Origin of the sequence: Bacillus cereus group sp. BfR-BA-01310 (assembly GCF_022664325.1) — a bacterium.
Taxonomy (GTDB): domain Bacteria; phylum Bacillota; class Bacilli; order Bacillales; family Bacillaceae_G; genus Bacillus_A; species Bacillus_A paramycoides.
In genome coordinates, this window is record NZ_JAKUHD010000006.1 from 14004 (window position 1) to 27623 (window position 13620).

The window sequence follows — 13620 nt, forward strand, 5'->3', positions numbered from 1 at the left end:
GTAATTTTTTATTAGTTAGTAGTTTTCTTTTTAGTAGGTAAGAAGGTAGATAGGAAAACGGTGAAGGCTAGTATGAAACCAAATGTTTCAGTATCATCAATTACAAAACCATTGTTCCACTGATAAAGGAAGGATGCTAGTATTAAAAGAGTAGCGGATCCTCCAGCAAATCTTACTATTTTTTGTGTTGAATCATTTTTAGGTTTTACAATCATATTTATCGCCCTTTCATATTTAATAAATAATTCGATAAACTAACTTATAGGATGTGATATTTGGAATTAATCTATTAAGCCAATTTAAGTTATTTTCGGTTTATAATAGATGCCCTCTATGTAATCGGCAAGTTTAACCGACCATACTATCCAATTTACATTTGACTAAATCCTTTTTATTAAGTTTATCGTAATTCAAGTATATAGCTCTGTTTTTGTTAATAACAAGTAGTAAAATTGTATGGAAAATATAGCCGGAAAAATTAATTTTTTACCATTTAATTTAACAAACAGTATAGAAATAATCAAAGTATGAATGTACAATTTAAATAGTTGATACATTTTTTTACATATGCGAGAAAGTCCATTTTATTTAGTATGAAAAATCTGTGGATACATAATGACTTAATTCGTAAAAAGCATGAAATGGTTAAACAGGGAGAGTAGAGAGATGGAAATAGGGGAACGTATTCGCCAAGTTCGTATGCATAAAGGATTAACACAGGGGGAAATCGTATCAGGAATATGTTCAATAACATATTTAAGTAGAATAGAAAGTGGGAAAATCAAACCATCATCTTCTTTTATAAAAAAAGTTTCTAACAAGCTAGGTATTGATGGCGATTATCTTATAGATGGCAATTACGAGGAGATAAAGCTTACTATTCTTGAAATATGTAATAAATATAAAAAAGATAAAAGTATAAATGAGGCTGATTTATCTTTGTTAGAATTATACGTTCGTGAAGTGGATTCAATCCCTTCATTATTAAAGGTATATGGTGTACTTATATACTATCATGCCCGACAAAAAAACTTGTTATATGTGAAGTCGCTTGTAGATCAAGCTTCGCAAATGATTCCAAGTCAGGTGGAAATGCAAGATACTGAAGATTATATATATTATTTAAAAGCTCGAGGTTATTATTTTTATTATAAACAAGACTACATTGCTGCACATGATATTTATGTACAGGCTGAGAGTTTACTTGGTGTAGAAGAAACTGAACAACATGCTCATATATACTATAATTTATGTCTTGTATATAAGGAGCTGTATAAAGATAAAAGTATTAGTCGTTTGTATGCCCTGAAAGCTTACAACATATACAGAAAAAATGGTATGGAGAAAAACGTAATAAATACACTTTTAATGCTTGCAGTACTGTATATTATAGATGAGTTATATGAAAAAGCGCTTGAAACCTTACAGAAAGTAGAAAATAGTGTGGCTACTAATGGTGATTCAACGTATTTACCTATAATTTCTTATGATTATGGAAAAATTTATCAAGGTTTGAAAGACTATACGAATGCCATTAAATACTATGAAGAAACTTTGGAATTGAGTAACCTTTTATCGGAGAAACATCAAAAGGTATATGCATTACGAAACATGATAGAGGTGTACATAGAACTTAAAGATTGGAAAAATGTTAATAAAGTTATGAATGAAGCATTTCATTTTTTATCGATTTATGATGTACCAATTGCACATGTCCAACTATCTGGTTTGAAAGCTAAAATATTCAAAATACGTGGAGATTATTATGAATATGAGAAAAATATGCAAAAAGCAATTGAAGTGGGAGTGGAAAAAAAGCAACATCGCTTAGTTGCTGAATTATCCTTTGAATTAGGTAACTTTTATAATGAGAATCGCTCTTATAAATTATCTGCGAAGTACTTTAAAATTTCAGCCGAAAATAAAATGGATTAAAAGAGAAATCCAGCTGAATCCTTTTATAAATTGTAAATTTAAAGAGGGTATCCAAAAGAGTAGGTTGTTTTATGCTCTTAGGGATACCCTCTTTTATTTTTATTCTACAATTACCGGCCGATAGGGTATTGGTGACGATAAAATCATCGAAGTTTTTACTGTACCAAAGGGTATAACGATATCAATTATTTCCTCTAATTCTTTCATTGAGTAAACCGCTACTTTTAAGTAATAGCTACTTTCACCTGTTACTCGGTGACACTCGAGTACCCTATGTTCTTCATATATTTTCTCTTCAAATTTTTTACATGGAATTTTTAAATTTTCTATTCTTAAAAATGCTTGAATTGATTTTCCAACTGCATCTAGTGATATTCGTGCTGTATACTTTTCAATTATTCCTACATCTTGTAATCTTTTTAGTCTTTCCGTAACACTAGGACGGCTGAGGTGTAAATGCTCAGTCATTTCTGTAATTGTCATCCTAGCATCTTCTTGTAATAATAGGGTTATATTCTTATCGATCTCATCCATTACTCATACTCCTTTACAAAATTGAAAGCAAACTTCTGAAATAGTTCCATAATATAAAATCTAATGTTAAATTACATGCACTTTTGAATGTTGAATAGACTGATAACTTTCTATAATTAAAATATAAATGGAGGTGCATGTAATGTCTAATCATTTCAAAGAAACAATTTCTATTAAAAAGGGAACGGCTTTATACGTCGGAGCCGTTTTAGGATCAGGAATACTTATTTTACCTGGTATGACAGCGAGTATAGCAGAAGGGAATGCGATTATTTCTTGGTTAATTATGATTTTACTAAGTGTTCCACTTGCATTTACGTTCGCTTTTTTATCGATTGAATATCCGAGTGCAGGTGGAATCGCGACCTTTTCAGAAAAGGCTTTCGGTAAAAATGTAGGAGCAATGATAGGTTGGTGTTTTTTTATTGCGGGTAGCGTTGGGCAAATTGTTGTATCAATGACTGGTGGAATGTATATAGTGAAAGTATTTGCTTTACCATCATATTACACGTACATTATTGCGCTAATTATATTGAGTATTTCTATTGCTTTCAATTTATGCGGATTAAAAATGAGTGGATTGTTTCAAGTATATATTGGTGTATTAACTTTCTTGATTTTATTCGTAACAATTATAAGTTCGCTACCTTATATTGAAATGAGAAATATAAATATACATATTTCATTAGACAACATACAGCCGATTTTAGAGGCTTCTTTGTTAATATTTTGGTCTTTTTTCGGTTGGGAAGCAATTTCAAGTTTGGCTCCAGAATTTAAATCGCCTAGAAAAAGAAATATTATTTTGTCTACGGGATTCGCGATTATTATTATTGGACTTTTATATATTGGGATTGCATTATCAGTAATTGGAACGAAATCATATCATATTAATTCTGATAATACTACAGCTCTAGTACTTGTAATAAAGCAAACACTAGGTGACCAATTTGCATGGCTAATTGGATTTGTAGCTTTTATTATTTGCTTAGGGACGACAAATGCATTTATCGCAAGTATAGGCCGTTTAGGCTATTCACTAGGGAGGGAAGAAATTGCACCTCGTTATTTAGCATGTATTAATGAAAAAAGGGCAGCACCAACAAATGTAGTAAAAGTTGTAGGTTTTATTGCGATAATAGGCTTGTTAATAAGTTTTGTTTTTCATATTAGTATAGATAAAATCGTATTAATACCGAACTCACTAGGGATTGTTACGTATATAGCCGGTGCTGCGGCCGGAATTAAGTTAATAAAGAATAGGCTGGGTAAAATTTTTTCTATAATGGCTTTTACATGTTGTGTAGCGGTTTATCCTTTTATTGGCGGAGTCATACTTATTCCGGTAGTAGTAGCTTTGGCGTCTTTATGCTATTTATATTTAAGAAAAAGTAAACTTGTAAATGGGAGGGAGCAGAATAAGGAATGTTAAAATGCATTCGTTTAAGTTTCAATATTTAGAGATATCTAAATATTGAAGGTTCATATATAATTATGGAGGGATGAACTTGTTGTAACTATTTGTAAAAATAGGAGGCTATTAAAATGAATGTGCTTATACAAGCTCCAACTAAATGGGATTTATGCAGGCTATATTCTAATGAACAAGATCTTATGTTTTCTATAGAACAGTTAAAAGTAGAATATAAAGCAACAAAAGATCCAGCAACCCTTTCACAACTTATACAGGCTATTGAAAAAGCGGAGTATTATTTATATTGCCGTGCTACTGAAGATGATACGCCATCCGAAAATAATTTACTAAGTGTAACAATAAACCAATTAAAGAAAGAAGTTCAACTATTAATAGAATCTAGTAAGAAGCAAGGTATTAATGATGATAACTCAAGTATTAAACTAATAGAAAATGAATTAAAAGCTTGGGAAGATATGTACATACAATTACGAAATAAGATAGAAGTAATACACGATAAAGAGACTTTATCTTTTGGACAAGCGAATTACCTTTCGATGAATAGTGATGATCATAATGAAAGATTAAAAGTATTTGATTCACTTACAAATGCTTTGAGTAAGGAAAAAGAGATTTTTGCTACTGTATTGAATCAAATAGGAAGATTACGTAACACGAAGAGTAATGAATTAGAAAGGAGAGAAGTTTTAACTCAATCCCTTCAAATGAATGGCATTTCTGAAACTGTATTATCACAAATGTGGGATGCAACGGAATTGAAACTCGATAAGCTAGTAAGTACTTTAAACGCTTTTAAAAAAGAAAAGAATTCGATTACATGGCATGAACTCATGACATTAAAAGAAAGTAATGAGACAATATTTCCTTTTTCAGTAGGAGTACAAAACATATATGATGCACTAAAAAATGTAGATGAAGAATTGGAAAAGTTCGCACGGAATGCGATTGTGAATGGCTGGGTAGATGCTGAACCGAGAGATAATAAAACGCCAGGTGGATTTTGTGCACCTTTTTTCAGCGAAAAAGAATCACGTATTTCAATGCGTTATGATGGAAGTATTGATAGTGTAAGAGTACTTGCTCATGAATTAGGACATGCTTGGCACTTTTATGTTATGAGTTTTGAACAATCCACTTCATTTTTAGATGATTACTTGCCAATGAGTACAGCTGAATCAGCGTCTATTTTCTTTGAGGTGGTACTTGTAAATCACTTAATAAAAACAGCGGAAAATACTGAAATGAAAAAAGTATTGCTAAGCTGGAAAATTAGAAATAGCTTTAATTATGTAATGGCAATTCGTGCATCGTTTCAGTTTGAGAAGAGTTTTTATGAAGAATGTAAGAAAGGTCCTGTAAGTGCTCATGAAATAGAAAAATTGTCTATAGCGGCGCAAGAAAAGGCGTACGGAAATGCATTATCAGAGTATCAGCCATTCGTTTGGATGAAATACGTTCAGTTTTATATAGCAGATGTTCCTTTTTACAATTATCCATACACATTTGGTTATTTAGTAAGTTTTAGCTTATTAGAAATAATGAAAGAAAATAAAGATGAATTTCATTTGAGGTATAAAGAATTTTTACGAGAATCAGGAAAGGCCCCAGTTGAAGAACTGATGAAAAAACATTTTGATATTGATCTAACAAATTATGAATTTTGGAGTAAAGCTTTTATACAAATTCATAGGGATATTGATGAATATTTGCAGCTTATATAAGGGGAGAGAGAAGTGGATCAACAATATATAAAAGGAATACCGTTTTCTACTTTGGGGTATTCAAGGGTTATAAGTTTATTAAAAGACTGGTTATATGAAAAGCAAGAGAAACCAAGATTTGTAGTTACTGCAAATCCTGAAATTGTTATGTCTGCTAAGGAGGAGACGGCTAAATCAAAGCTGTTTAAAAAGATGTTATTATCCGCGGATTTAATTACTGCTGATGGGATTGGCGTAATAATTGGCTCGAAAATATTAAAAGGAACACTGGAAGAGCGTGTTACTGGAGCGGATTTAACACACGACTTAATAGAACATTGTAATGAAAAAGGATATCGTGTCTTTCTATTTGGAGCTGCGCCGGAAAGTAATGAAAAAGCATTAGAAAAATTAAAAGAGAAGTTTCCACATGCTTCTTTTAAAGGACGAGATGGATTTGTAAACGGTGAAGAAATAGAAGAAGTAAAGACTCAAATTCAACAATTCAAGCCACATTTACTACTAGTTGGTTTAGGTTCACCTAAACAAGAAAAATTTATCTATGACAACTTACAAACATTAAACGTTCCGCTATCTATTGGTATCGGGGGCATGATTGATATTTTATCTGGCACTGTAAAAAGAGCACCTAAAATAATGAGAGATACTGGAACAGAATGGTTGTATAGATTAATTTCACAACCAACAAGAATAAAGAGGCAACTTGTACTTCCGAAGTTTTTACTATCGGTTATGGCGGAGAGGATTAAAGGGGTTACAAATTAATAAAGGGGACTACATACATGAACAGAATCGGTATTATCGGAGCAATGCAAATCGAAATAGATTTACTTTTAGAAAAACTACATATAAAAGAGGAACATACTATTGCCGGAATGCCTTTTTATAAAGGAAAGTTTATGGATACAGAAGTTATTATTACTCGATGTGGCGTAGGAAAGGTAAATGCAGCGGCATGTACACAAATATTAATTAATAAATTTGATGTGGATTCTATCATTAATACAGGTGTTGCGGGTGGATTGCATCCTGATGTGAAAGTTGGCGATTTAGTTATTTCTACAAATGTTACGCATCATGATGTTAGTAAAAATCAAATGAAGAATTTATTTCCATTCCAAGAATCGTTTACTGCAAGTAAAGAATTAAGAGAGTTAGCACGAGAAGCTTGTAATAGTAGTAGTTTAAAAATTTCTGCACATGAAGGAAGAATTGTCAGCGGAGAATGCTTCGTTGAGGATTCAATATTAAAGATTAAACTTATCAATGAGTATGCACCACATTGTACTGAAATGGAAGGGGCAGCAATTGGGCATGTCGCTCATATAAATAACATACCATTTCTCGTTATGAGAAGTATTTCTGATAGTGCAGATGATGAGGCGCAAGTTTCATATGATGATTTCGCGAAAACGGCCGCGGATTATTGTTCAGAAATTATTGTCGAGATGCTTAAAAATAAATCGAGTAAAACTATTTTGTAGTTCAAAAGTAAAGAATGGGAGAGATTGAAATGTTACAAGCACTAATTTTTGATATGGATGGAACCTTATTTCAAACGGATAAAATTTTAGAATTATCACTAGATGATACATTTAATCATTTACGTTCGCTACAATTATGGGATGCGGAAACACCTATTGATAAATACCGTGAAATTATGGGTGTTCCTTTACCTAAAGTTTGGGAAGCGCTGTTACCTGATCATTCAAATGAAGTAAGAAAACAAACAGATGCTTATTTTTTAGAGAGATTAATTGAAAACATAAAGAGCGGAAAAGGGGCTTTATATCCAAATGTAAAGGAAGTTTTTAGTTTTATAAAAGAAAATAACTGTTCTATTTACATTGCTAGTAACGGTTTAACGGAATATTTACAAGCAATCGTATCTTATTATCATTTAGACCAATGGGTTACGGAAACGTTCAGTATTGAACAAATACAATCGCTAAATAAAGGCGACTTAGTAAAAAGCATTTTGATGAAATATGATATAAAAGAGGCAGCGGTAGTTGGAGATCGTTTATCTGATATTAACGCTGCAAAAGATAATGGTTTAATTGCGATTGGATGTAATTTTGATTTTGCACAAGAAGATGAGCTTGCTCATGCGGATTTAGTAATAGATGATTTAATGGAGTTGAAGGGGATATTACCAGAATTGAAGAATACTTACATAACAAATTGAATAAGCTCACAGTCAAATAGATGCTCAGGAGGATATGTTCTTGGGCATTTTTATTTTTTAAAAAGATATATTTTGATAGAGAAAGTAGTTGATTAAACTGGAAAATATACAAATTAAACGAATTGAAGATTTACTAAAGTACGAGATCAATCACCTTGTCAAAGAAAGTAAAGAAGAAGGTTTTAACTTCTTATTAAAATTAATAAATGAATATGAAAGTAAAATAAATACATTTAGCAAAACGGGTGAATGTTTATATGGCATTTTTCGAGGTGATACGTTAATTGGAATCGGGGGATTAAATCAAGATCCGTATACGAAAGATAATCAGATTGGTCGATTGAGGAGATTTTATATTTTAAAAGATTATCGGCGGAAAGGATTAGGAAGGATACTGTTAGAGAGAATCATAAGTGATGCAAAAATATATTTTAATATTGTTGTCTTACGTACAGATACAGAACAGGGGGACCGGTTTTATACTTCGAATGGATTTGTGAAAGGAGCAATGTATGTAGGAACGAGCCATTATCTAAACTTAGATAAAAAGATGTAGTGAATTATTATTTGCCCTTCTAGGGAACGTTCGTTCTGTTCTGTGTGGATTTATGGTATGATTTATTTAAATCTATAATTAGAATGGGGAATTAGATGATGGGAGAAAATAAAATTATTAATGATTTCAAAGAATATTCAATTTGGATAAATACATTGAAAGATATGAAAGAAGAATTGTGGATGACACCAATATCTGAGGGGAAATGGACTGTTGGTGAGATCGTATCTCATATTAAGAGCTGGGATGAATACCTTTTACGCGAGACATTATCATCAGTGAGAGATGAGCAGGGAATGGAGTTCCCTGACTTTGATACATATAATAAAATAGCATCTCATTATGCAAAATCGGGCATATCTATGATAAAACTTATTGAAGAAGCACAAGCTAAAAGAGAGTTACTCGTAAAAGAACTTAGCTTACTGCCTACTGGAAAGCTAAAGAAACCTCTAACTTCCAATGGAGTATCTTATTGTCCACATACCGGAATACCGTATTCTCTTATATATATTATTAAAGAATTTGTAGATCACGATAACCATCACAAAAGGCAGATTATTAATTTTTTAAATGAAAATCATATTAAAAAATCAACTTGTTAATTGATAAAAAAAGATCCCACGAATGATACTTGTGGGATCTTTCTTTAATTAATTATAGTTTAACATTCATTTGTTTTAATAAAACCTTCGGATCACCTTTTACATAATAAAAATGCGGGTTATTCTCATCATCGTAAAGCATAATGTAAGGTTTTTCGTTAAGTGGGAGAAGGATGAGTACTTCATCAATTGTTGTATGTAACCATTGGTTTGTAATAGGAACAGGTTTCGATAACGGGATTTTTATCATATGACCATCTTTCGGAACGACATTTAAGTTTTTAAATGGGCCAGTAATTGATTTTGCATATTGAACTGCTTCTTTTTGAATAGCCGCATCTAAATATTGTTTTTGAACTACCATTTCTTTTTTGCAATCAAATACTTCAATTTGTTTATTTGTATTTGCGAACGCATTTGTTGATAATAAAAAGAAGAGAAGAGTAATGACTCCTATTTTTTTGAACATAAAACAACACCTCACACTTACTATACCCTCAATTGTTGTAAATATTTTTCTGTCACATTGATGTAACAAAGAAATTGTATGATAGGAGATCATATAGTAACTATTGGTTTCAAGGTAACGGAGGAAAGAGAATGAAAGTATTGATCGCAGATGATGAACAAGATATGCTGAAGATTTTAAAAGCGTATTTTGAAAAAGAAGGCTTCGAAGTTTTATTAGCGAAGGATGGAGAGGAAGCACTTCAAATATTTTATGATGAGAAAATTGACTTAGCTATTTTAGACTGGATGATGCCGAAAAGTAGCGGTATTACTGTCTGTCAGGAAATAAAAAAGAATTCAAGTGTAAAAGTATTAATGCTTACTGCGAAAAGTGAAAGTGAAGATGAATTAGCAGCACTTCAAAGTGGGGCAGATGAGTACGTAAAAAAACCATTTCATCCAGGAGTGCTAATAACGCGAGCGAAAAAGCTTGTACAACATGATGATGTGATTCAAATTCAAGATTTAAAAATTGATTTCACCAAAAATAAAGTATATAAAAATGAGAAAGAATTAGACATTACAAAGACAGAATTACAATTAATAAAATGCTTTTTAAATCATAAAGGAACGATTTTAACGCGGAAAAAGTTGTTAGATATCGTCTGGGGATTTGATTATTTTGGAGAAGAGCGAACAGTTGATACGCATGTAAGAAGATTGCGTAAAAAAATTGGAGAAAATATAATAAAGACGCATCGCGGTTTAGGATATAGTTTGGAGGAAGAGTGTGAATAAGCTTGGAAAAAAGTTGTTTTTCAGTATTTCTTTAACAGTCATCCTTATTTTTTCGATCTCTTTATTATTGATTAACTATTTTTTGCCAAAATATAATATATACAAAACACGTGAAAGTTTAGATGGAATTGCAGCACAAATACAGTCGATACCGAGGGAACAACTTGATGACGCTATTCATAGTATTGAAAGCGAAGATAATGTTACGATTGCGTACACATCAATAAATAATTCGGAAGATGATATTAATGATGAATTACGTCTGCAACTCACAAGAAAGAGAGTTGTACTAAATAAACTTTGGATTACAAAAGAAGAAATTACGAAAGTGAAGAACGTTGGGCAATCAAATAAGATTTATGATCAAGAGAAGATAAAATCTAGTTTTTTTGCGAAATACATTGCGAAAGATGATATGTTGATTTTAGTAGGAGTTTCTATCGCACATTCCAATGAAGTGATAAAAACACTTAACTCATTTTATCTATACATTTTAGGCTTTTTGATCTTACTTATTATTGTACTCGTTTGGATTCTTTCAAAAACAATCACTACACCACTGAAAGAATTGAGTGATGTCGCAGAAGATATTTCACGTCTGAAATTTAAACGGACGAAAGTGAAAACGAATGATGAAATAGGTGATTTAGCAAATAGTATTAACGTCATGAGTGATAAATTGCATGAGGCACATCAAGATTTAACAGATCGAAATGACCACTTAAAACGATTTATGGGTGACGTAACTCATGAATTAAAAACACCAATCGCATTAGTGAAAGCATATTCTATGGGCATAAAGGACGGTTTAGATGATGGTACGTATGTGGATACAATCATTAAACAAACAGATCAAATATCAAACTTAATTGAAGAACTATTACGATTTTCTAAACTAGAAAGAGATGTTTTGCAAAAAGAAGAATTCCCTATTGAATCATTAGTTCAAAGCATAGTAGATAAGCATAAGATTGAACTGGAATCGAAAGGAATCCATATGCAGGTGGACTTTAACACTGATAATTCGATTGTTTATGCTGATATAAATAAAATGAGAATGGTCTTTCAAAATTTAATTTCTAATGCGATAAAATATACAACGAATCAAAATATTAAAATCACATTAGAAGAGAAAAATGATGTTGTGTATTTTCAAGTTCAAAATGGAATTGATACTGAGGGAATTAAAGATATAGATAAAATTTGGGAGCCTTTTTACGTATTAGAATCTTCTCGTAGTAAAGAAAAATCAGGGACAGGATTAGGGCTAGCGATTGTAAAAAGTATATTAGAAAGACATGGTTTTGAATACGGAGTTTCTGTAGAAGATGGGGAAATACAATTTTATATATATATAGATAGGAACTAATTGTTGTTAGTTCCTTTTCTATTATCTAAAAAGATTCGAATGTTCTACAAATTTCTCAACTGTTTATATGAAATATAAACTGAATTTTCTGTAATTTTAATGTATAGTAAGAGAAGGAATATATGGGAGGGAAGTGCATGGAGAAAAAGAAATTAGCAATTACGCTGTCGACTATATTATCTTTAACAATTACTTCAGGAGTTTCTAATATGACTGCACATGCAGAAAGTAAGGAAGGGGCCTCTGTAAAAGGGAGTGATATTAAGTTAAATGGTCAAGTTTCAGAAGCTTTAATTCCAAACACGAAAATTGAATTAGAAAATGGGATGACGAAACCAATCTATTCTCTTGATGATTCAATTATTGAGAATTTATTTGTAGAGACAGAAGTTGATAGTGATCGAGATGGTAAAAAGGATCGTGTATCTATTAAGGTTATGCGTCCAAAGACTGATCCGAATGTGAAAGTTCCTGTTATATATGAAATGAGTCCATATCGTGCTGGGTTAAAAGATGTTCCTGTTTATAATGTCGATGAAGAATTGTATGCGTATGAAGGAAAACCGTATGCAGCGGTTAATCTTGGTTCGTACGGCAATTATTACGTTCCGAGAGGATATGCAGTCATTTTAGGGGAAAGTATCGGTACTGGAAAATCAGATGGATGTCCGACAACTGGAGATGAACAAGAAATACTTGGAACAAAGTCTGTTATTGATTGGGTAAATGGACGTGCAAAGGCATATACAGAGGATGGTAAGGAAGTAAATGCAAATTGGTCTACGGGTAATGTAGGTATGACGGGAGCTTCTTATAATGGGACATTGCCAAATGCTGTCGCAACGACTGGAGTTGAAGGTTTAAAAACAATTATCCCAATCGCGGCGATTAGTAGTTGGTACGATTATTATCGTGCAAATGGGGCGGTAATTGCGCCAGGTGGTTATCAAGGAGAAGATACAGATAATATGGCGGAAGCAGTACTGACAAGAAAGAACCCTGAAGTTTGCGGGCAAATAATTAACGAACTTACTGCTGGACAAGATCGAAAAACAGGTGATTATAACGATTTTTGGGATAAACGTAACTATGTAAAAGACGCTAAAAATGTGAAAGCCAGTGTGTTTGTTGTTCACGGTTTAAATGATTGGAATGTAAAAACGAAGCAATTCGCACAGTGGTGGGAAGCTCTTGGTGAAAATAATGTTCCTCGTAAAATGTGGTTACATCAAGGGGGACACGGCGGGACAACAAGTAATAACTGGCAGCAAACGCAAAATAAATGGTTCGATTATTGGTTATATGGAATTGAAAATGGAATTATGGATGAACCGATGGTAGATGTGCAACGTGAAAATAAAACGTGGCAAAAAATAAAAAATTGGCCAGATCCGGCGGCTGTACCATCAAAAATCCGTATGTATTTAAGTAATAAAGCAGTCAATCTGCCATTAAGTATGGGATCAGTAAACAATGTTTTCTCATTTGTAGATGATGCTAAAATAAAGTCGAATCAATTAGTAGAAAACCCAGAGCTAGAAGTAGCAAATCGATTAGTATATACAATGCCTGTACTACAAAAAGATATGCGAATAAGCGGTACGCCGAAGATTTCATTTAAAGGGAATATTGATCGGTCTGTATCAAATTTAACAGCATTACTTGTTGATTATGGCGGAGCAAAGCCTGAAATCGTAACGAGAGGTTGGATGGATCCACAAAATTTGAATAGTATAAATAATTCAACGGTGATTCAACCTGGTAAAGATTACACATTTACATGGGACATGCAGCCAGATGATTACGTATTTAAAGAAGGACATCAAATAGGAGTCGTTTTAATCGCAAGTGACTACGATTATACAATTAGGCCGAAAGCAGGAACAAAGCTAACAGTGAAATTGAGTGAAGTGACATTGCCTATTGTAAAGTAAAGGTTTATGAGATGAATGAGAAAGGAGAGCTTACTAAGGTAAGCTCTTTTATATTGAGTGACTTTGTTTACTAGTGCTTTATAAATAAATGTTCC

14 protein-coding genes are annotated in these 13620 nt (G+C 32.3%); 11 read left to right on the forward strand and 3 right to left on the reverse strand.

Translation table 11 applies throughout. The annotated features are described in order from the left end of the window. Positions 1-11: 11 nt before the first annotated feature. Positions 12-215, reverse strand: coding sequence for a hypothetical protein (locus MR109_RS14170; RefSeq protein WP_242272536.1), 204 nt, complete (start codon positions 213-215; stop codon positions 12-14). A 451-nt stretch (positions 216-666) separates the two neighbouring features. Between MR109_RS14170 and MR109_RS14175 the strand changes: the two genes are divergently transcribed. Then, on the forward strand, positions 667-1935 hold the full coding sequence (locus MR109_RS14175; RefSeq protein WP_071719292.1) for a helix-turn-helix domain-containing protein: 1269 nt from the start codon (positions 667-669) through the stop codon (positions 1933-1935). 99 nt (positions 1936-2034) lie between these two features. On the opposite strand, the gene MR109_RS14180 is transcribed toward MR109_RS14175, so the two are convergent. Then, complete coding sequence (locus MR109_RS14180; protein WP_242272539.1) at positions 2035-2469, reverse strand: Lrp/AsnC family transcriptional regulator; 435 nt, start codon at positions 2467-2469, stop codon at positions 2035-2037. Between the two features lie 142 nt (positions 2470-2611). On the opposite strand from MR109_RS14180, the gene MR109_RS14185 reads away from it, so the two are divergent. From MR109_RS14185 to MR109_RS14215, 7 genes are all read left to right on the forward strand, one after another. Next, the gene (locus MR109_RS14185) at positions 2612-3901 is read left to right on the forward strand and encodes an APC family permease (protein WP_242272541.1); all 1290 of its coding nucleotides are present in this window, start codon (positions 2612-2614) and stop codon (positions 3899-3901) included. A gap of 113 nt (positions 3902-4014) precedes the next feature. Then, the gene (locus MR109_RS14190) at positions 4015-5625 is read left to right on the forward strand and encodes a M3 family metallopeptidase (protein WP_242272544.1); all 1611 of its coding nucleotides are present in this window, start codon (positions 4015-4017) and stop codon (positions 5623-5625) included. Positions 5626-5637: 12 nt separating this feature from the next. Continuing rightward, positions 5638-6390: a WecB/TagA/CpsF family glycosyltransferase gene (locus MR109_RS14195; protein WP_242272547.1), complete on the forward strand. Its 753-nt coding sequence runs from the start codon at positions 5638-5640 to the stop codon at positions 6388-6390. A gap of 17 nt (positions 6391-6407) precedes the next feature. Then, positions 6408-7109, forward strand: a complete 702-nt coding sequence (locus MR109_RS14200; protein WP_242272550.1) for a 5'-methylthioadenosine/adenosylhomocysteine nucleosidase — start codon at positions 6408-6410, stop codon at positions 7107-7109. A 29-nt stretch (positions 7110-7138) separates the two neighbouring features. Next, positions 7139-7813: an HAD family hydrolase gene (locus MR109_RS14205; protein ID WP_242272553.1), complete on the forward strand. Its 675-nt coding sequence runs from the start codon at positions 7139-7141 to the stop codon at positions 7811-7813. A gap of 97 nt (positions 7814-7910) precedes the next feature. Further along, positions 7911-8369 carry a GNAT family N-acetyltransferase gene (locus MR109_RS14210; protein ID WP_242272864.1) on the forward strand — a complete coding sequence of 153 codons (459 nt, stop codon included), beginning with the start codon at positions 7911-7913 and terminating at the stop codon, positions 8367-8369. Positions 8370-8467: 98 nt separating this feature from the next. Next, entirely contained in the window at positions 8468-8974 is a 507-nt protein-coding gene (locus MR109_RS14215) for a DinB family protein (RefSeq protein WP_071719299.1), read from the forward strand. A gap of 52 nt (positions 8975-9026) precedes the next feature. Here the strand turns inward: MR109_RS14215 and MR109_RS14220 are convergent, their stop codons facing one another. After that, positions 9027-9443, reverse strand: coding sequence for a hypothetical protein (locus tag MR109_RS14220; RefSeq protein WP_242272556.1), 417 nt, complete (start codon positions 9441-9443; stop codon positions 9027-9029). 131 nt (positions 9444-9574) lie between these two features. Here MR109_RS14220 and MR109_RS14225 point away from each other — a divergent pair, with 131 nt between their 5' ends. From MR109_RS14225 to MR109_RS14235, 3 genes are all read left to right on the forward strand, one after another. Continuing rightward, positions 9575-10222, forward strand: a complete 648-nt coding sequence (locus MR109_RS14225) for a response regulator transcription factor (protein ID WP_242272559.1) — start codon at positions 9575-9577, stop codon at positions 10220-10222. Beyond that, the gene (locus MR109_RS14230) at positions 10215-11591 is read left to right on the forward strand and encodes a sensor histidine kinase (RefSeq protein WP_242272561.1); all 1377 of its coding nucleotides are present in this window, start codon (positions 10215-10217) and stop codon (positions 11589-11591) included. The genes MR109_RS14225 and MR109_RS14230 overlap by 8 nt, the downstream gene beginning before the upstream one ends. A gap of 137 nt (positions 11592-11728) precedes the next feature. Next, the gene (locus tag MR109_RS14235; protein WP_242272564.1) at positions 11729-13525 is read left to right on the forward strand and encodes a Xaa-Pro dipeptidyl-peptidase; all 1797 of its coding nucleotides are present in this window, start codon (positions 11729-11731) and stop codon (positions 13523-13525) included. The last annotated feature ends 95 nt before the right edge of the window (positions 13526-13620 follow it).